This is a genomic window from Streptomyces sp. BYX5S, from assembly GCF_054724165.1.
The window spans coordinates 4,439,146-4,457,310 of the sequence record NZ_CM138829.1; the positions used below are offsets into that span (position 1 = coordinate 4,439,146).

The 18,165-nt window shown below is 72.5% G+C and carries 15 protein-coding genes; 5 read left to right on the forward strand and 10 right to left on the reverse strand.

Annotated features, from left to right (window positions below):
• Window positions 1-79 precede the first annotated feature (79 nt).
• Complete coding sequence (locus tag ACYBSK_RS20275) at window positions 80-1,576, reverse strand: DNA-binding protein NsdB (protein WP_460242748.1); 1,497 nt, start codon at window positions 1,574-1,576, stop codon at window positions 80-82.
• Between the two features lie 234 nt (window positions 1,577-1,810).
• Between ACYBSK_RS20275 and ACYBSK_RS20280 the strand changes: the two genes are divergently transcribed.
• The gene (locus ACYBSK_RS20280) at window positions 1,811-2,965 is read left to right on the forward strand and encodes an aminoglycoside phosphotransferase family protein (protein ID WP_457478584.1); all 1,155 of its coding nucleotides are present in this window, start codon (window positions 1,811-1,813) and stop codon (window positions 2,963-2,965) included.
• 274 nt (window positions 2,966-3,239) lie between these two features.
• Window positions 3,240-5,234 (forward strand): N-acetylmuramoyl-L-alanine amidase, encoded by a 1,995-nt coding sequence (locus ACYBSK_RS20285; protein WP_457478585.1) that lies wholly within the window; start codon window positions 3,240-3,242, stop codon window positions 5,232-5,234.
• A 14-nt stretch (window positions 5,235-5,248) separates the two neighbouring features.
• On the opposite strand, the gene ACYBSK_RS20290 is transcribed toward ACYBSK_RS20285, so the two are convergent.
• Together ACYBSK_RS20290 and ACYBSK_RS20295 are read right to left on the reverse strand one after the other, a co-directional pair.
• Window positions 5,249-5,746: a glycosyltransferase family protein gene (locus ACYBSK_RS20290; protein WP_457478586.1), complete on the reverse strand. Its 498-nt coding sequence runs from the start codon at window positions 5,744-5,746 to the stop codon at window positions 5,249-5,251.
• 99 nt (window positions 5,747-5,845) lie between these two features.
• Window positions 5,846-8,728 (reverse strand): ATP-binding protein, encoded by a 2,883-nt coding sequence (locus tag ACYBSK_RS20295; protein ID WP_460242749.1) that lies wholly within the window; start codon window positions 8,726-8,728, stop codon window positions 5,846-5,848.
• 139 nt (window positions 8,729-8,867) lie between these two features.
• On the opposite strand from ACYBSK_RS20295, the gene ACYBSK_RS20300 reads away from it, so the two are divergent.
• The gene (locus tag ACYBSK_RS20300) at window positions 8,868-9,590 is read left to right on the forward strand and encodes a leucine-rich repeat domain-containing protein (protein ID WP_460242750.1); all 723 of its coding nucleotides are present in this window, start codon (window positions 8,868-8,870) and stop codon (window positions 9,588-9,590) included.
• Window positions 9,591-9,603: 13 nt separating this feature from the next.
• Here the strand turns inward: ACYBSK_RS20300 and ACYBSK_RS20305 are convergent, their stop codons facing one another.
• The 6 genes from ACYBSK_RS20305 to ACYBSK_RS20330 form a co-directional block, all read right to left on the reverse strand.
• Complete coding sequence (locus ACYBSK_RS20305; protein ID WP_457478589.1) at window positions 9,604-10,512, reverse strand: universal stress protein; 909 nt, start codon at window positions 10,510-10,512, stop codon at window positions 9,604-9,606.
• 140 nt (window positions 10,513-10,652) lie between these two features.
• A complete protein-coding gene (locus ACYBSK_RS20310; protein ID WP_457478590.1) occupies window positions 10,653-10,895 on the reverse strand; it encodes a DUF397 domain-containing protein in 243 nt (80 codons plus the stop codon).
• Window positions 10,896-10,978: 83 nt separating this feature from the next.
• Entirely contained in the window at window positions 10,979-12,157 is a 1,179-nt protein-coding gene (locus ACYBSK_RS20315) for a thiolase domain-containing protein (protein WP_460242751.1), read from the reverse strand.
• Window positions 12,154-13,215 (reverse strand): thiolase domain-containing protein, encoded by a 1,062-nt coding sequence (locus ACYBSK_RS20320; protein WP_460242752.1) that lies wholly within the window; start codon window positions 13,213-13,215, stop codon window positions 12,154-12,156. The genes ACYBSK_RS20315 and ACYBSK_RS20320 overlap by 4 nt, the downstream gene beginning before the upstream one ends.
• Window positions 13,215-14,177 (reverse strand): Zn-ribbon domain-containing OB-fold protein, encoded by a 963-nt coding sequence (locus tag ACYBSK_RS20325; protein WP_460242753.1) that lies wholly within the window; start codon window positions 14,175-14,177, stop codon window positions 13,215-13,217. Before ACYBSK_RS20325 ends, ACYBSK_RS20320 begins: the two co-directional genes overlap by 1 nt.
• A gap of 45 nt (window positions 14,178-14,222) precedes the next feature.
• Window positions 14,223-15,023: a crotonase/enoyl-CoA hydratase family protein gene (locus ACYBSK_RS20330; RefSeq protein WP_460242754.1), complete on the reverse strand. Its 801-nt coding sequence runs from the start codon at window positions 15,021-15,023 to the stop codon at window positions 14,223-14,225.
• Window positions 15,024-15,221: 198 nt separating this feature from the next.
• Between ACYBSK_RS20330 and ACYBSK_RS20335 the strand changes: the two genes are divergently transcribed.
• Window positions 15,222-16,841 carry an acyl-CoA synthetase gene (locus tag ACYBSK_RS20335; RefSeq protein WP_460242755.1) on the forward strand — a complete coding sequence of 540 codons (1,620 nt, stop codon included), beginning with the start codon at window positions 15,222-15,224 and terminating at the stop codon, window positions 16,839-16,841.
• Window positions 16,842-16,860: 19 nt separating this feature from the next.
• Here ACYBSK_RS20335 and ACYBSK_RS20340 read toward each other — a convergent pair whose 3' ends face one another.
• Window positions 16,861-17,250: a VOC family protein gene (locus tag ACYBSK_RS20340; protein WP_460242756.1), complete on the reverse strand. Its 390-nt coding sequence runs from the start codon at window positions 17,248-17,250 to the stop codon at window positions 16,861-16,863.
• An 81-nt stretch (window positions 17,251-17,331) separates the two neighbouring features.
• Here ACYBSK_RS20340 and ACYBSK_RS20345 point away from each other — a divergent pair, with 81 nt between their 5' ends.
• On the forward strand, window positions 17,332-18,120 hold the full coding sequence (locus tag ACYBSK_RS20345; protein ID WP_460242757.1) for a GNAT family N-acetyltransferase: 789 nt from the start codon (window positions 17,332-17,334) through the stop codon (window positions 18,118-18,120).
• Window positions 18,121-18,165: the final 45 nt, after the last annotated feature.

The following is an 18,165-nucleotide window of genomic DNA, read 5'->3' on the forward strand; positions in this document are numbered from 1 at the left end:
GGCGTATCGGTTCCTGACGGTGTACGTGAAGACCCCCGTGGGTCACCCGTAGGTCAGCGCGTGGGCAGAGCCCACGCGCTCACGCCTGAGCCCGCTTCCCCGACGCTCGCGGCAGCGCCAGCTTGATCTCCTGACGCAGGTCGTCGATCTTCGGGTAGTCCGCGTACTGACCGGTGAGCCGGTACATCTCGCGCAGCCGGTCCCAGGTGCGGTGCGAGGAGTTGGAGCCCATCGAGGAGAGCGCCAACCGCGCGTACCGGTCCGCCTGTTCGGGGTCGTCGGCGATGAAGCAGGCCGAGGCCATGGAGAGATGGTCGAAGATCTTCGAGCGGTCCCGGCCGCCGGCGCGCAGCGCCAGGGCCTCCTGGGCGTGCCGCTGTGCGATGACGGCGGCGGACGGCTCGTGCTCGGCGAGGGTGCGGTAGGCGAGGGCCTGCATACCGTGCAGGTCCGCCTCGTCGAACATCTGCATCCAGCTCGGGGGCGGCACATCGCCCTTGTCGGAGACGAACAGGTCCTCGGCGAGGCCGAGCGTGCGGCGCATCGCCTGGCCCTTGCCCATGGACGCCTGGGCCCAGGCCTCGATGGTGTGCAGCATGGCCTTCGTCCGCGGCAGCACCTGGTCGCCGGAGCCGGACTTGGCGAGCTTCATCAGGTCCAGCGCCTCGTCGGGCGCGCCCAGATGGATCTTCTGCCGGGCGGCCCGCGACAGCGCCTCCCCGGCCCGCGGCCGGTCCCCGCCCTCGCGCGCGGCGTGCGCGGCGATGACGAAGTACTTCTGCGCCGTGGGCTCCAGGCCGACGTCGTGCGACATCCAGCCCGCGAGGACCGCGAGGTTGGCGGCGACGCCCCACAGGCGCCGCTGCAGATGGTCGGGGTGGCGGTAGGAGAGCATCCCGCCGACTTCGTTGAGCTGGCCCACGACCGCCTTGCGCTGCAACCCGCCGCCGCGGGAGGCGTCCCAGGCCCGGAACACCTCGACCGAGCGCTCCAGCTCCTCGATCTCCTGTGATCCGATGGGGGCGGCCTCGTAACGGTCGAACCCGGCCTGGTCGGCGCCCGCCGACGACAGCGGATCGTCGGTCCTGGGTGCGTCGGCCACGAGGGCCGGGTCGGTGTGCAGCCAGTCGTGCATGGCGCTGCTGAGTGCGGAGCCTGCGGCGAGCGCGGCACCCGCGCCCACCAAGCCGCGTCGGTTGAGCATGAGGTCCATTCCCGTGAATTCGGTGAGGACCGCAGCTGTCCGCTCGGGCGCCCACGGCACGCCATCGGGGCCCTGTTCCTCCAGGCCGCCGCCCTGCCGTTTCCCTACGCGCCCGTGTCGGACGAGACCGAGGTCCTCGATGGTCACGACACGGCCGAGTCGCTCGGTGAACAGCGCCGCCAGCACCCGCGGCACCGGATCGCGCGGGATCTCTCCCATGTCGATCCAACGCCGCACCCGCGAGGTGTCGGTCGCCAGCTGCGCGTGGCCCATGGCCGCCGCCTGCCGGTTGACCAGCCTCGCGAGCTCGCCCTTGGACCAGCCGGCCAGGCCGAACAGGTCGTTGAGGCGGGTGTTGGGTTGTCCGTTCACGTGAGCCCCCAGGTTCTCGGCTGAAATTGACAGTAGCCCCCTGTCAGTTGCAGGGCGACTATTCGCCAGGGTTCGCCAGGGTGCGCCAGCTGTTGTGCTCATCGACACCTGGTGTCAGGTAGAAGTGCGCCACCCCGACCCGGTCGCCACAGGGCATTCCCCAGGGTGTACCGAATCGGCCGGGCCGGGCCGGCGCAGGCAACTCACTGGCACACGAAGGGATCTGTTTCGCCCATGTACGCAGCATCGTCCTCCGTGTCCGCCCCGCCCCGGCCGCTGCGCCCCGCCCGTCCGGCGGTCGGCGGGAGCGGCCCGTACCTCGACCCCGCGCGGCCCGCGGCCGGCACGCTGAACGGCATCGCCCGTCCGCGTCGCGCCCCGGGGATCGGTACGCAACCGCTCAGCGGGAGACTCGACTTGTCCGGCCCTCAGGGCGCCCAGCTGCGCACGGCGATCGCGTCGGTGCACCGGATCTGTCCGGAGTTCCATCCGGTGCAGGTGCTGCGCCGTTCCCCGCGCTCCGTGCTCCTCGTCGGCACGACAGGACGCAGCACCGCCGTCGCGAAGTGTTTACTGGACCACGCGCCCGTCTTCACCGCGCGCATCCGGCACGAGATAGCCGCATACCGCTCATTCGTCCGGCACCGGCCTCCGGTGCGGGTGCCCCGGCTCATCGCCGCGGACCCCGACAACGGCACGCTGGTGATCGAGCGGATGCCCGGCCGGGTGGCGGCCCTGCAGCGCCACCCGGCCGAGGCACCGCCGCGGGCGGACGTCCGCGCCGCGCTCGGCGCGATCTGCCGCCTGAACCAGTGGCGGCCCCCGGCGGGCACCTTCGACGCGCCCCTGGACTACGCGGCCCGGATCAACCGCTTCCACGAGCTGGGTCTGCTCACCGACCGGGACATGGGCGACCTCCAGAAGCTGTTGCACGGGATCGCGCACACCTCGGGCCGCGGCGGCATGGGCCAGTTCTGCCACGGAGACGCCCTGCTGTCCAACGTGCTGCTGGCGCCGACCGGCCCCGTGCTCGTGGACTGGGAACAGGCGGGCTGGTACCTGCCGGGCTACGACCTGGCGACGCTCTGGTCCGTGCTCGGTGACGCGCCGGTGGCGCGCCGTCAGATCAGTCAGCTCGCGCAGTCCGGCGGCCCGGCCTCCCGCGACGCGTTCCTCGTCAACCTGATGCTCGTACTGACACGGGAGATCCGTACGTACGAGACGGCCGTGCAGCGTTCCCTGCGCGAGGAGACCCCGGCGGCACCGGCGGTTCAGGCCCATCCCGGTGCTGCGCCGTCCGGTGAGGAGCAGCGGCTGTTGCTGCGCCGCCTGCACGACGACTGCAATATGGCCCGCAAGGCGGTGCGAGCGGCAGTCGGCACTCGCTGACGGGGACGGGGATCCGCGGGACGCCCGGTACGTTCAGGGCGTCCCGCGGATCTTTGTGTGTCCGGGGCTCATTGGTTCACACCACTGACGCGTCGCAGGCGGTTCCACCACCGCTCGCGAAAGTCCCGCACACGCCCGCTGACTTGGGAAATCCGGGGGAATCACCCCTGTGCGGCGCATGATTGACGGATCGTCGGCGAGCCGATAACACTGAGCCACCATCGGCCCGCGGGCACCGCGCAGCATCCCTGTCCCGCCTTTCCCAGGAGGTCCCGTGCATCGGTCAACCCGTTCCCTCAATGGCCGTCGTGCCGACAGACGTTCCCGCGCGGGCGCTCGGGCGGCGGTCGGCACGGTCGGTGTCGCCGCGCTGTTGCTGCCGCTGCTCGGTGCGGCCCCGCCCGGCGCTTCGGCCGTCAAGCCCTCGGCCCGGTTGCAGGAGGCGTTCGCCGCGGCGGCGGCCGAGTACCAGGTGCCGGGGAGCGTGCTGCTGGGTGTGTCGTACCTTCAGTCGCGGTGGGACGCGCACGGTGGCGCGCCGAGTGTCACCGGTGGCTACGGCCCCATGCATCTGACGGACGCCCGCGCCGCGCTGGCCGAGGTGGTGGCCCACGATCACGCCGAGGGTGACGCGCGCGGCGACGACTCGCGGGCCCCGTTGAAGGCTTCGGAGGCCGTCCCGCCGAGCGGCCAACTCCCGGCGCGGCTGCGCACGTTGCCGCGGGCGGCGCAGCTCACCGGGCTGTCGGCCGAGGAGCTGCGCACCGATCCGGCGGCGAACGTGCGGGGTGGCGCGGCGCTGCTCGCGGCGGCCCAGAAGAAGCTCGGCAAGGAGCTCAGCGACCGGCCCTCCGACTGGTACGGGGCGGTCGCCGCGTTCTCCGGAGCGGACGACGCCGCGACGGCGGGCACGTACGCCAACGACGTGTTCGCGGTGATCCGTGACGGCGAGCGGCGCACCACGGACGCCGGCCAGGAGGTCACCCTCCGCGCCCGGCCGGACGCCGAACCGCGGGCCGCGCAGATCGAGGCGATGGGCCTGCGCAGGGCGGACGCGAGCGGGACCGAGTGTCCGCGGACGGTGTCGTGCGAGTGGATCCCGGCGCCGTACGAGGAGTTCGGCGACGGCGACTACGGCAACCACGATCTCGCGGACCGGCCGAAGGACCAGAGCATCGACTACATCGTCGTCCACGACACGGAGGCGACGTGGGAGCAGACGCTGAAGCTGGTGCAGGACAAGACGTATCTGGCGTGGCACTATTCGCTGCGCTCGACGGACGGGCACATCGTGCAGTCCATCAAGAACAAGGACGTCGGCTGGCACGCGGGCAACTGGTACGTCAACGCGAAGTCGATCGGCCTGGAGCACGAGGGTTTCCTCGCGCAGCCGGACGCCTGGTACACGGAGGAGATGTACCGGTCGTCGTCGCGCCTGGTGAAGTACCTCGCCAAGAAGTACGACATCCCGCTGGACCGGCAGCACATCCTCGGGCACGACACGGTGCCGGGCCCCACGACGGCGAACATCAAGTCGATGCACACGGACCCGGGCCCGTACTGGGACTGGTCGCACTACTTCGCGCTGATGGGCAAGCCGTTCCACCGCACGGCCGGGCCGAACAGCGGTGTCGTCACCATCGCCCCCGAATTCGCCGAGAACCGGCCGGAGTTCACGGGCTGCGAGAAGGCGGGCGAGCCGTGCGCGCCGCACGGGTCGAGCGCGGTGCGGCTGTACGCGGAGCCCAGCGAGGACGCCGCGCTGATCAAGGACATCGGGCTGCGCCCGAACGGTGATCCCTCGACGATCGACGTCAACGACATGGGGTCGCGGGTCTCGGCGGGCCAGAAGTACGCGGTGGCGGAGCGCTCGGGCGACTGGACGGCCATCTGGTACCTGGGCCAGAAGGCGTGGTTCAAGAACCCGTCGAAGCAGCCGACCGCCGTGGGCGCCACGGGACGTGTGGTGACACCGAAGCCGGGCGCGAGCGAGGTGCCGGTGTACGGGCGGGCCTACCCGGAGAAGGAGGCCTACCCGTCGGGCATCACACCGCAGGCGGTCTCACCGCTGCCGTACAAGCTGCTGTCGGGCCAGCGCTATGTGACGGGCGGGACGACCACGGGTGAGTACTTCTACTCCCCCACGTTCGACACCTCGACGCACCAGGTGGTCAAGGGCAAGGACGTGTACTACGAGATCCAGTTCGGGCACCGCGTCGCGTATGTGCGCGCGGCGGACGTACAGGTGCTGCCTTCGCCGGTCTCGTAGGGCCCCCGCGCTGCTCAGCCCTGCTGGAACAGCTCCGCCGGCAGCGGCTTGAGCAGCGCGTACAGGTCGTCCGTGATCGGACGGTCCCAGGACGCGATGGTCACCAGGACGTTGTCGCTGCGGTCGAACTGCACGCAGGAGATCCGCGTCTCGGACAGCTTCAGGCGGCGCACCACGAGGAGGTTGTCGCCCTGCATCACCGGGACGTCCTCCACGTCGGTGACGGTGACTTCCTCGTCGTTCTCGAGCGCCACCAGGAGCTGGGCGACCTCGAAGGGGATCTCGCCGTCGCCGACCTCGCGGGCCGGGGAGCCCTCGGGGAGGTTGCCGATGACCATCGCGGGGCCGCGGCCGCCGAAGAGGTCGTAGCGCAGGAAGACACCCTGGCAGGTTCCGTCGGGGGCGGGCAGCAGGCCGGCACCGAGGTTGCCGGGCCAGTCACCCGGGTCCATGGCCAGGACGTCGAACTCGGGACCCGCGGGGGTCGCTGCGCGGCGGCGGAGGAAGGACATGCGGCCCATAGTACGTCGGCTGAGGGCGTCGACCCGCGCCGGGGTTTTGCTCGATCGCCGCGGTCGGCCCCCACGCCACCCCGGTGCCGCCGGCCGGGTCTACTCGCCCAGTGCCGCCGCGAGGCCCTTCGCGTCCGTGCCCAGTTTCCGGTACGCCGAGGAGAGCAGCCGGATCGTCGTCGGCTCGTCCAGGTGCAGCTCACGGGCGGTCTCCGCGGCGCACAGGCCCCGTACCGCGGACTCCGCCGCCGCCCGCTCACGCGCGGTGAGCGTGTCCGTGACCGGGCCGTGCAGGGGGCGCGGTCGCAGTCCCGCGGCGGCCAGCTCCTCGCGGGCGTGCTGCACCAGCCCGTCCGCCCCGCAGCCGACCGCCGCGTCGAGCCCCCGGTAGAGGTGCTCGGCGGCCTCCCTGGCGCGCCCCTTTCGGCGCAGCTCCGCGCCGAGGGCGACGAGCGAGCAGGCCAGCTCGTAGCCCGCGGGTGACCGTTCGAGGTGGGCGACGGACTCCTCCAGGAGCTTGGCGCGCTCGGTACCGGGGGCGACCTCGGCCGCGGTGCGCAGCGCCTGGCCCACGGCGGACGGCGCCCCGAAGTGCCGGGCCCGCTCGACGGCCTCCTCGGCGAGGGCCCGCGCCCGCTCCGGGGCGTCGGGGGCCTCGGCGCGGGCGAGGTGCAGCTGCCAGGGGCACCAGGCGGGGTTGCGCATGCCGCGCGGGTCGAGGCGGCGGCCGGCGGCGGCCAGTTCCTCGGCGGCCTCCTCGGTGCGGCCGAGCGCGAGGAGGAGTTCGCCGTACACGGTCTGCGCGTCGGGGAAGACGACAGCGGCGGGGAACGGCTGTCCGAAGGAGTGCGCGTCGGCGATCTCCTTGGCCTCGGCGACCCGGCCGCGCGCGAGCAGCACCTCGACGAGGCTGCCGACGGCGTACCAGTGGGCGGGCGTGCCGGGGCCGACGCGCTCGGCGAGGCGCAGGCCCGCGCGGACGAAGTCCTCGGCCTCGGCGAGCCGGCCGCGCCGGTAGCGGACGTAGCCGAGGAGGGTGTACGCGAAGGAGAGGTGGCCGCCGCGCCAGCCCGCGTGCTCGAAGTCGGCGATGCCCTCGACGAAGAGTTCCTCGGTGCGGCCCGGCCGGTCGGCGTAGAGGAAGGCCATGGCGACGAGGACGGGGACCTCGAAGCCGCGGTCCTCGTCGGCGGCCCAGCGCAGGCCGCCTGCGAGGGCGCGTTCGGCGTGCCGGATCACGTCGTCGGCGGGTTCGCCGCGCAGGGTGGCGTCCCAGGTGCGCAGGCCGATGAGGTAGCGCTCGGTGAGGTCGCGGCCGGTGAGCCGGTCGGCGAGTCTGGCGAGGCGGCGGGAGCGGGCCGGGGAGTCGGGTTCGTCGGCGCGGAAGGCGTCCCACATGAACTGTTCGGCCTGCATGCGCAGGCGGACGCGGGGGTCGTCGGTGACGCGGATCTCGCGGGCGAGGAGTTCGGAGGCCTCGGCGAGGCGGTCGCTGTGGGCGAGGACTTGGGAGAGGCGGTAGACGATGCCGTGCCGCAGGGCGGGGTCCTGGATGGGCTCTTCGAGGGCGGCGCGCAGGTGGTTGACGGTGGTGGCGGGTTCGGTGAGCAGTGAGGCGCTGCCGAGTTCGTAGAGGACGGCGGCCCGGTCGTCGAAGGCCGGGGGTTCGCGCAGGGCGCGGGCGAGGTAGCGGCGGGCGGCGTCGGGGGCTCCGGCGCGGACGGTCTCGGCGGCGGCGGCGCGCAGTTGCCGTACGACCCACGGGTCGCCCTCGGGGTGGGTCTCCAGGAGGTGCCGGGCGGCGGCGCACGGGCCGAGGCCCGCGTCGAGGACGGTCCAGGCGGCCTGTCCGTGCAGGCCGACGCGGACGGCGCCGGGGATGGCGCGGTAGACGGCGGTGGCGATGAGCGGGTGGACGAATTCGAGCGGGTCCACGCCCTTGAGGACGCGGGCCATGCGCAGTCGGTCGACGGCGTCGGCGGCGTCCTCGGGGCCGAGCCCGGCGACGTTGGCAGCGAGTTCGGGGGCGATCTCGGTGCCGAGGACGGCGCAGGCCCAGGCGAAGCGGACGGTGGCGGCGCCGAGCCGTTCGATGCGGGCGACGAGGCCGCTGCCCTTGGCGGTCGCGGCGAGGTCGCGCAGGAGGTGGGCGCCGTTCTCGGTGGGGTGCAGGCCGCGGTCGCGGACCTTCGCGGTGAGTTCGACGGCTTCGAAGGGGTTGCCGGCGGTGACGGCCCAGCACTCGCGGCAGAACGCGTCGTCGGCGTGGCCGCCGAGGGATTCGCGGACGAGTCCGGCGATGGCGGGGGCGCTGAGCGGTTCGAGTCCGAGGGCGCGGCGGCCCGAGCGGCCGGGGAGTCCGCGCAGCGCCTCGGCGTGGTCGGGGAGTTCCTCGGGGCGGTAGGCGACGACGAGCAGGAGGGGCAGTTCCTCGGCGCGCGGGGCGAACGCGGCGAGCCAGCCGAGGGATTCGGGGTCGGCCCAGTGCGCGTCGTCGAGGACGACCACCATGGGGGCCTGTTGCACGGCGAGGTGGGTGAGGACCCAGTCGAGGCCGTCGCGCAGGCCCTGCGGGTCGGGCGGCGCGCCTTCGGTGGGGGCGCACAGGCCGAGGGCGGGACCGACGATGGCGTACCAACTGCCCAGGGAGGCGTGGAGCTCGGCGGCGGAGGCGCCCGCGAGGCGGGGCTGGAGGAGCTGGCGGGCGACGTGGAAGGCGACGCCCTGCTCCTGGTCGCCGCCGCGTGCGTACAGGACGGTGCAGCCCTTGGCGGCGGCCCTGCGGCGTACTTCGGCGAGGAGGGTGGTCTTGCCGAGTCCGGCGGGGGCGGCGACGGCGAGCAGCGCGCCGTGCGGCCGGTCCGGGGGCTCCGCACCGCTCTGCGGCAGCCCGGCCAGCTCGTTCAACACCGCGTCCACGGCTGCGAGTTCACTGTCGCGCTCGAACAGCGTCCGCCGGCCCCGGCCCTCGCTCCGCACCATGGCACACCCCCACCCACGGCGCGGTCGTGCACCGCGGTTCCAGGGACCTCAGCGTACGCCGGGGCGCCCCGGCCGGAGCGTGATGCGGAGTTCTCGGTACGAATTCCGGTGCCGGGGCGGGCGGATAGGGTACGGGCCCGTGACAGGGACGGTGCTCAACTACTGGCGGGACGGTCTGGACGTCGTACCGGAGGACGTCTGGGGCCACCCCGGCCTCGAGGTGCTGCTGCTTCCCGACAACCGGCTCACGCACGTCCCGGCGCACATCGGCACGCTGTCCCGTCTGCACACGCTCGACCTCGGCCACAACCGGCTCACCACTGTTCCCTGGGAGCTCGGTGACCTCGCCGGCCTGACCCGTTTCCTGTATCTGCACGACAACCGGCTCACCGAGCTGCCGGAGTCGCTCGGCCGCCTCGGGCGGCTCGCGTATCTGAACGTGGGCGAGAACCGGCTGGCGGCGCTGCACTCCACTCTCGGCTCGATGGCCGGTCTGGTGGAGCTGCGGGCCCAGCGCAACCGGCTCGAAGCGCTGCCGGAGAGCATCGGCGGGCTGTCGGCGCTGCGGGAGCTGTGGTTGCGGGGCAATCGGCTGACCGCGCTGCCCGGATCCGTGCGGGAGCTGTCGGAGCTGCGGGAGGTGGAGCTGCGGGACAACGGGTTCGAGACGCTGCCCGGGGCGTTGCGCGGGCTGCCCCGGCTGCGCCGGATCGACCTGCGGAGCAATCGGCTGCGGGAGGTGCCGGGGTGGGTCGCGGAGCTGCCCGGCCTGGAGAAGCTCGACCTGCGCTGGAACGACGTGCGCCTCGCGCCCGGCCTGCTCGACGAGCTGACCGGGCGCGGGTGCGTCGTGCTGCGCTGAGCCGGGCGCCGCCTCAGTCGGTCCCCGGCGGCACCACGGCGACGGGGCTCGCGGCGTGCAGCAGGACCGCGTGGGTCACCGAGCCGAGCATCGGTGCGGGGCGGGTGAAGCGGCGGCGGTGGCGGCCGACGACGACCAGGTCGGCCTCGCGCGAACGCTGGACGAGGTGGCCCGCGGCGTCGCCCGGCAGCACCGAAACCTCAACCTCGACTTTAGGGTGAGACTCGCGGAGTCCGGCGAGAGTCTCATCGGCCACTCGAAGCGTGTCGTGCTCGGCCGCCTCCTGGTCGACGGCCGTCGGCGTGAAGTCCCCGTACGCCGTCCAGGCCAGGACCGGCCACGGGTACGCGGCGACGACGTGCACCCGGGCTCCCGTGCGCTCCGCGTGCGCGAAGGCGAAGTCGAGCGTGGCCCGGTCCGGGTCCTCCGGCTGGAGGCCGACCACGACGCGCGGCCCCTCGGGCACGGGCACGTCGCCGTCCACCTCGCGGTCCGGCCTCGGCACCACGACGACCGGGCAGACCGCGTCGCGCGCGGCCGCCACACCGTTCGAGCCGAGCAGCAGGCTGGCGAAGCCGCCGCGGCCGCGGGAGCCGAGCACGAGGAGCTGCGCGTCGCCCGTCATCTCGGGCAGGACCACGGCCGGCAGGCCGGTGCGGCTGATGAACTCCAGTGGCGGCAGCCCGTCGCGCCCCTCCAGGTCCTTGCGCAGCTGGGCGAGGACGGTGTCGTTCTCGGGCTCCTCCACCAGGCCCGCCGCGAGGATCTCGGCCCGCACGTACGGGGCGTACTGCCGCACGTGCACGACGCGCAGCTCGGCGCCGCGCCGGGTCGCCTCGGCGAGCGCCCATTCCAGGGCGCGGAGGCTGTCGTCGGATCCGTCGACCGCGGCGAGGACGGGCAGGTGGTGCGGGCTGGACATGATCTGTTCGCCTCCGACACTGGGCGCGTCGCCGCGCCTTCATTGAGCGGCTGTTCCTGTGACCAGGCTCGCAAAAGCGGAGGCCACAGGACAGGGCCGTTGGTCCCGTGTCGGATGTCGGGCGGTGGTCCGGCGGGGCGCTACGTCAGGTCGAACTCGCCCTCGCGCGCCCCGCTCACGAACGCGCCCCACTCGGCCGGAGTGAAGATCAGGGAGGGGCTCTGGGGGCTTCCGCCGTTGCGCATCGCGATGAAGCCCTCGACGAAGGCGATCTGGACGTCGCCCAGGCCCCTGCTGCTGGACCGCCAGTCGGCCTTGCTGAGGTCCAGGTCCGGCTTCTCCCACCCCATGAGCGGGTGCTGGTCGATGGTGCTCTCGGCCACGTCCGTGCTCCTCCCGGTTCGTCGTCCGTGCGCCAGCCTAGCGATCGGCCCGTGCCGCGCACAGGCCGCGACGGGGACGAAGGTCACCGCGTGGGCGGCTCGCTGCCGACGAGCCACATGGCGAAGAACTGCGAGCCGCCTCCGTAGGCGTGCCCGAGGACCTTGCGCGCGCCGTCCACCTGGTGTTCTCCGGCCTGGCCCCGCACCTGGAGGGCGGCCTCCGCGAAGCGGATCATGCCGGAGGCGCCGATGGGATTGGTGGACAGGACGCCACCCGACATGTTGACGGGGAGGTCCCCGTCGAGTTCCGTGACGCCCGATTCGGTGAGTTTCCAGCCCTCGCCCTCGTCGGCGAACCCGAGGTTCTCCAGCCACATCGGCTCGTACCAGGAGAACGGCACGTACATCTCGACGGCGTCGATCTCGCGGCGCGGGTCGGCGATCCCGGCCTGGCGGTAGACGTCGGCGGCGCAGTCCTTGCCGGCCTGCGGGGACACGAAGTCCTTGCCCGCGAACAGGGTCGGCTCGCTGCGCATGGCCCCGCCGTGCATCCAGGCCGCCGGCTTCGGCGAGCGCTCCGCGCCCGCCCGGTCGGTGAGGATCATCGCGCAGGCGCCGTCGGAGGAGGGGCAGGTCTCGGAGTAGCGGATGGGGTCCCAGAGCATGGGCGAGGCCTGGACCTTCTCCAGGGTGATGTCGTGCTCGTGGAGGTGCGCGTACGGGTTCTTGAGCGCGTTGCGGCGGTCCTTGTAGGCGACGAGGGAGCCGACGGCTTCGGGGGCGCCGGTGCGGCGCATGTAGGCGCGCACGTGCGGGGCGAAGAAGCCGCCGGCCCCGGCGAGCAGCGGCTGCTGGAAGGGGATGGGCAGGGACAGGCCCCACATGGCGTTCGACTCGGACTGTTTTTCGAAGGCGAGAGTGAGGACGGTGCCGTGGACGCGGGCCGCGACGAGGTTGGCGGCAACGAGCGCCGTCGAGCCGCCCACCGAGCCCGCGGTGTGCACGCGCAGCATCGGCTTGCCGACCGCGCCGAGCGCGTCGGCGAGGTAGAGCTCCGGCATCATGACGCCCTCGAAGAAGTCGGGCGCCTTGCCGATGACGACGGCGTCGATGTCGGCCCAGGTCAACTCGGCATCTTGAAGGGCCTGTTGGGCGGCTTCACGGACGAGGCCCGCGATCGACACGTCGCGGCGGGCGGCGACGTGCTTGGTCTGGCCGATGCCGACGACCGCCACCGGCTCCTTGGCTGAGGCGTTGCTCATCGCTGGTCCTCCCCTTCGAGTACGGCGACCAGGTTCTGCTGGAGGCAGGGCCCGGAGGTGGCGTGGGCGAGGGCGCGCCGGGACTGTCCCGCGTGGATGCGGGCGGCGGCCTCGCCGATACGGATGAGCCCTGCGGCCATCACCGGGTTCGCGGCGAGCGCGCCACCGGACGGGTTGACGTCGACCTCGTCGCCGAGTTCCAGGGCGCGGCGCAGGACGATCTCCTGCGAGGTGAACGGGGCGTGCAACTCGGCGGTGTCCACGGGCCGTTCGAAGGCTCCGGCGTTCCGGGCGGCGAGCCGGGCGGAGGGCGAGTCGGTGAGGTCGCGCACGCCGAGGCTGTGCGCCTCGATGCGGTGGTCGATGCCGCGGATCCACGCGGGCCGCTCGCACAGGTCCCGCGCGCGGTCGCCCGCGGCGAGGATCACGGCGGCGACGCCGTCGCCGATGGGCGGGCAGTCGCCGGCGCGCAGCGGATTTACGACGTAATCGCCGTGCGGGACGCTGCCGCGCAGCTGGGCGTGCGGATTGCCCGTGGCGGACGCGCGGCTGCGGGCGGCGACCCCGGCGAGCGCGGGTTCGTCGGTGTGCCCCGCGTCGATGAGCGCCTGTGCCTGGAGGGCGGCGAGGGCGACGGAGTCGGGCCACAGCGGGGCGACGTAGTACGGGTCGAGCTGGCGGGTCAGCACGTCGCGCACGGAGCCGGGTGAGGACTTGCCGTAGGAGTAGACGAGCGCGGTGTCGGCCTCGCCGGTCAGCAGCTTCGTCCACGCCTCGTACAGCGCCCACGCGCCGTCCATCTCGACGTGCGACTCGGAGATCGGCGGCCAGGCGCCGACGCCGTCGAGCGCCATGGTGAAGGAGAAGGCGCGTCCCGCGAGGTAGTCGCTCGATCCCGAGCAGGTGAACCCGATGTCGCTGGTCTTCAGGCCGGTGCTGGCGAGGACCTGGTGCAGGACGGGCATCAGCATCTCGACCTCCGACTGTTCGTCGGAGGTACGCGTGTGGTCGGTCTGCCCGAAGGCGACGACGGCGATGTCCCGGATCGGCGGCCGCATCAGATCAGCTCCTTGTACGTCTCGTAATCGGCGTCGGGTTCACCGGTGGGCCGGTAGTGGTCCGGGTAGCGCCCGCCTTCGGTCCACACGGGTTCGACGCGCAGCCCCATGCGCACCTGGTCGTACGGGATGCCGGCGATGCGGCCGTGCAGGGCGAGGTCGGCGCCGTCGAGGGCGATGTGGGCGTAGACGTACGGGACTTCGATGTCGAGGTTCTTCGCCTTGATGTTGACGATGCAGTACGTGGTGACGGTGCCGGCGGGTCCGACCTCGACCTGGTCCGTGGTGGCGACGCCGCAGGTGGGGCAGGCGCCGCGGGGCGGGATGTAGACCTTGCGGCAGGAGGGGCAGCGTTCGCCGACGGTGCGGCGCTCGGCGAGGGCGTTGATGTAGCGGGTCTGGGCGCCGCCGGGGCTGTAGGTGTAGTCGAGGCGGGCCTCGGCGACGATGCCGGTCACGGGATTCTCGAACTCTCCGTTGTGCGGGCGCACTTGAGCGCCGGCCTCACCCGCCTCGTCCGGTTCGAAGCACGCGATGTCCGTGATGGCCCCCTCGCGTTCCGCGGCCCAGCGGATCCGGACGCGCTGTCCGGTGTGCACGGCGTCGGGACCTGTCGTATCGAGGGCGTGCAGGAGGGCGGTGTCGGCGCCGTCCAGCCGGACGAGGACCCAGGCGAACGGGGTGTCGAGGGGCTGGCCGCGCCGGGGCTCGGGGTTCCAGGCCCAGGTGGTGACGGTTCCGGTGGCCGAGACCTCGACGAGGTCGCGGATCTCCTCGGCGGTCACGGGGTCGTACTCGACGGGCGGGACCATGACCCGGCCGTCGCCGGTCCGCACCCCGAGGACGACGCGGTCGCGCAGGCCGCTGAGGAAGGCGGACTGAACGGGGCCGAGGGAGCGGGTGAAGGGGAACTCCACGACCAACGGCGCGCGCAGTACCTCCGGTTGGGCGGTGGATGTCATGAGGCCTCCAGGGTGTGCGGTCGGACGGACTGGGCGTGCGGTCGCTCACGCGCGACGGAACTCCGGGGGCCGCTTCTCGGCGAACGCGCGGGCGCCTTCCTTCGCGTCGGCGGTGTCGAAGATGGGCCAGCCGCGCTTCAACTCCGAGGCGAGACCGTCGGTTTCGGTCATCTCGGCGGTCTCGTAGACGGAGGCCTTGACCGCCTCGACGGCCAGCGGGCCGCAGGCGTTGATCTGTTCGGCGATCTCCAGCGCCGTGTCGAGCGCGGCGCCGTCGGGCACGACCCGTCCGACGAGCCCGATCGCGGCCGCCTCCGGCGCCGGGTAGGGGCGTCCGGTCAGCAGCATCTCCAGAGCATGGGTGCGCGCCACCTGGCGCGGCAGCCGGACGGTCGAGCCGCCGATGGGGAACAGTCCGCGCTTGACCTCGAAGAGCCCGAACGTCGCCGACTCCCCCGCCACCCGGATGTCCGTGCCCTGGAGGATCTCGGTGCCGCCCGCGACGCAGTGCCCCTCGACGGCGGCGATGACGGGCTTGCGCGGGCGGTGGTGGCGCAGCATCGCCTTCCAGTGCAGGTCGGGGTCGGCCTTGAGCCGGTCCCGGTACTGCTCGCCCTCCATGCCCTTGCCCGCGAGGGCCTTGAGGTCCATCCCGGCACAGAACACCCCACCGGCCCCGGTGAGCACGACGGAACGGATCGAGTCGTCCGCGTCGGCCTCCAGCCATCCGTCGTGGAGGCCGACGAGCATCGGCAGGGACAGCGCGTTCTTGGCCTCGGGCCGGTTGAGCGTCAGTACGAGCGTGGCGCCCTCACGGCGCACGTCGAGATGTTCGGTGCCACCCATGACGGGTCCTCCAGTCAGCCGGGGCCTCGGACCTGGAACAGGTTGCAGGAGGGCACGTGCCAGTTCAAGAGTTTTCTGACACTCAGTCAGTTTTGTTGTGCGAGGACCCTTCCCCCTTACTCCCCGTTCTGTTCTGATGACGCCACGAGACACGCGGGAGACATCCGGCCCGGAACACCCTGGATCAGGAGGAGCGCGGTGGAGTACAACCTTGCCGACCTGTTCGAGTCGGTCGTCGACGTGGTCCCGGACCGCGAGGCGCTCGTCTACGTGGACCACCCGGGTACGGGCGCGGAGCGCCGGCTCACGTACGCGGAGCTCGACGCGGCGGCGAACCGCGTCGCACACCATCTGATCGACGCGGGGATACGCCCCGGCGAACACCTGGGGCTGCACCTCTACAACGGCATCGAGTACCTCCAGACGGCGCTCGGCTGCCTGAAGGCCCGCGTCGTCCCCGTGAACGTCAACTACCGTTACGTCGAGGAGGAGTTGACCTACCTCTACCAGGACGCCGACCTCGTGGCGCTGGCCTTCGACGCGGAGTTCACGCCACGCGTGACGGCGGCGCTGCCGCGCGTGGAGAAGCTGCGGCACCTGGTGCGAGTGGGCACCCCGGAGGCGGACGCGCCGCCGCTGAAGGCGGTGGACTTCGAGGAGGCGACCGCGCAGTCCTCGCCGGAGCGCGGGTTCGCGCAGCGGTCCGCGGACGACCAGTTCATCATCTACACCGGTGGCACGACGGGCATGCCCAAGGGCGTGATGTGGCGTCAGGAGGACCTGTTCTTCGCGGGTCTCGGCGGCGGCGCGCCGACCGGCGAGCCGGTGTCACGGCCCGAGGAGCTCGCCGAGCGGGTGGCCGCGGGCGGCGACGGCATCACGTTCTTCCCCACTCCCCCGCTGATGCACGGCACATCGACACTGACGGCGTTCATCGGCTTCAACTTCGGCCAACGCGTCGTCATCCACCGCAAGTTCGCGCCGGAGGAGGTGCTGCGCACCATCGAGAAGGAGCAGGTGACCAGCGTCTCCCTGGTGGGTGACGCCATGCTGCGCCCGCTCATCGACGCACTCAAGGGACCGTTGAAGGGCACGGACTGCTCGTCGCTGTTCAGCGTCTCGTCGTCCGGCGCGATCATGTCGGACACGGTGCGCGCGCAGTTCCAGGAGCTGGTGCCGAACACCATGCTGCTCAACAACTTCGGCTCGTCCGAGTCCGGCTTCAACGGCACCGCGACCGCCGACTCCGGGGCGGGCTCCGGCTTCCACATCCAGGTCAACTCCCGTACGCAGGTGGTGGATCCGGCGACGTTCGAGCCTGTGGAGGTCGGCGAGATCGGGCGGATCGCGCAGCGCGGGCACGTCCCGCTCGGCTACTACAACGACGCGCGGAAGACGGCCGAGACCTTCTTCCGGAAGGGCGACGAGCGGTGGGTGCTGCTCGGTGACATGGCGACGGTCGACGCCGACGGCATCGTCACCGTCCTGGGGCGCGGCTCGCAGTGCATCAACACGGGTGGCGAGAAGGTGTACCCGGAGGAGGTCGAGCAGGCCCTCAAGTCGCACCCGGGCATCTACGACGCGCTGGTGGCCGGGGTGCCCGACGAGAAGTGGGGCAACCACGTGGCGGCGGTCGTGCAACTCGCCGAGGGCGCGCCCGAACTGGACCTGGCTGCCGTGCAGTCCCACTGCCGTACCCACCTCGCCGGGTACAAGATCCCCCGGCAGCTGGTGGTGACCGACCGGATCCAGCGCTCGCCCAGCGGCAAGGCGGACTACCGGTGGGCGCGACAGGTGGCCGCGGCGGGGAAGGGCTGAGCCACCTTCCCCGGCCTGCTCAGTCGAGGCAGAACTCGTTGCCCTCGACGTCGCGCATGTTGATGCACGACTCGTTCTCCTCGTCGGCGTACAGCGTCTTGTCGTGGGTCGCGCCGAGGGCGACCAGGCGCGCGGCCTCGGCTTCGAGCACCGCGAGCCGCTCGTCGCCGACGAGCCCGATCCCGGCCCGCACGTCGACGTGCACCCGGTTTTTGGCGACCTTCCCCTCGGGGACGCGCTGGAAGTACAGGCGGGGCCCCTCGCCCTTGGGGTCGGCGGCGGCGGACCAGGACTCGTCCTCGTCGGCCCCGGGCGGCATGACGTAGCCGAGCACCTCGCACCAGAAGCGCGCGACCCGCACGGGCTCCGCGCAGTCGAAGGTGATCTGGACCTTCTTGATCGTTGTCATCGGCGCACCCTAGCAAGGGAGTTCCGGCGCGTCGCCGGAATTTCGGTTGCCCGGGGACCGCCGCGCTGCTGAAGTGCCCGGATGGACATCACGGCGGTACGAGACCTGTTCGACCGGCAGATGCGGCGCGAGGCCGGCCCCGACGAGCCCGGGGCGCGGGTGGAGCGGGACGGCGCCGTCCTGCGGCACATCGGACCGGCGGAGGGCTGGAACGGGGTGCTGTGGTCGGACCTCGACGAGGGGACGGCCGACGCGGCGATCGCCGGGCAGGTGCGGTTCTTCGGCGGGCTGGGCCGGGCCTTCGAGTGGAAGACGTACGGGCACGACCGGCCCGCCGACCTGCCCGACCGGCTGAAGGCGGCCGGGTTCGAGGCGGAGGAGCCGGAGACCCTGCTCGTCGCGGAGACCGCCGCGCTGCCCGTCGACGCAGCGCCCCCGGAGGGCGTCCGGCTGCTGCCCGTCACCGACGAGGCGCATGTGGAGCTGGTCGAGCGGGTGCACGAGCGGGCCTTCGACGGCGGCCGCTCGGTCATCGGCCACCAGGTGCGCGCCCAGCTGGCCCAGGACCCGGCCACCGTGCCCGCCGTCGTGGCGCTGCACGGCGACGAACCGGTGAGCGCGGCCCGGATGGAGCTGCATCCGGGGACGGCGTTCGCGAGCCTGTGGGGCGGCGGCACGGTGCCCGAGTGGCGGGGCCGGGGCATCTACCGCTCACTCGTCGCCTTCCGCGTCCGCATCGCCGCAGAGCGCGGCTTCCCGTACGTACAGACGGACGCCTCGCCGTACAGCCGGCCGATCCTGGAACGGCTGGGGTTCACGGCGCTCGGCACCACCACGCCGTACGTCTGGGCACCCCCTGTGGTCCGCTGACGCCGGGCCGTCGCGTCGTACGTCTTGACGAGTGCGGGCCCTCCT

What these genes read in the sequence shown, in the direction of transcription:
- ACYBSK_RS20330 (WP_460242754.1), bottom strand. Translation starts at nt 15,023, where the DNA reads ATGGGTGGCACCGAACATCTCGACGTGCGCCGTGAGGGCGCCACGCTC.
- ACYBSK_RS20315 (WP_460242751.1), bottom strand. Translation starts at nt 12,157, where the DNA reads ATGAGCAACGCCTCAGCCAAGGAGCCGGTGGCGGTCGTCGGCATCGGC.
- ACYBSK_RS20320 (WP_460242752.1), bottom strand. Translation starts at nt 13,215, where the DNA reads ATGCGGCCGCCGATCCGGGACATCGCCGTCGTCGCCTTCGGGCAGACC.
- ACYBSK_RS20340 (WP_460242756.1), bottom strand. Translation starts at nt 17,250, where the DNA reads ATGACAACGATCAAGAAGGTCCAGATCACCTTCGACTGCGCGGAGCCC.
- ACYBSK_RS20290 (WP_457478586.1), bottom strand. Translation starts at nt 5,746, where the DNA reads ATGTCCTTCCTCCGCCGCCGCGCAGCGACCCCCGCGGGTCCCGAGTTC.
- ACYBSK_RS20325 (WP_460242753.1), bottom strand. Translation starts at nt 14,177, where the DNA reads ATGACATCCACCGCCCAACCGGAGGTACTGCGCGCGCCGTTGGTCGTG.
- ACYBSK_RS20305 (WP_457478589.1), bottom strand. Translation starts at nt 10,512, where the DNA reads ATGTCCAGCCCGCACCACCTGCCCGTCCTCGCCGCGGTCGACGGATCC.
- ACYBSK_RS20345 (WP_460242757.1), top strand. Translation starts at nt 17,332, where the DNA reads ATGGACATCACGGCGGTACGAGACCTGTTCGACCGGCAGATGCGGCGC.
- ACYBSK_RS20295 (WP_460242749.1), bottom strand. Translation starts at nt 8,728, where the DNA reads ATGGTGCGGAGCGAGGGCCGGGGCCGGCGGACGCTGTTCGAGCGCGAC.
- ACYBSK_RS20280 (WP_457478584.1), top strand. Translation starts at nt 1,811, where the DNA reads ATGTACGCAGCATCGTCCTCCGTGTCCGCCCCGCCCCGGCCGCTGCGC.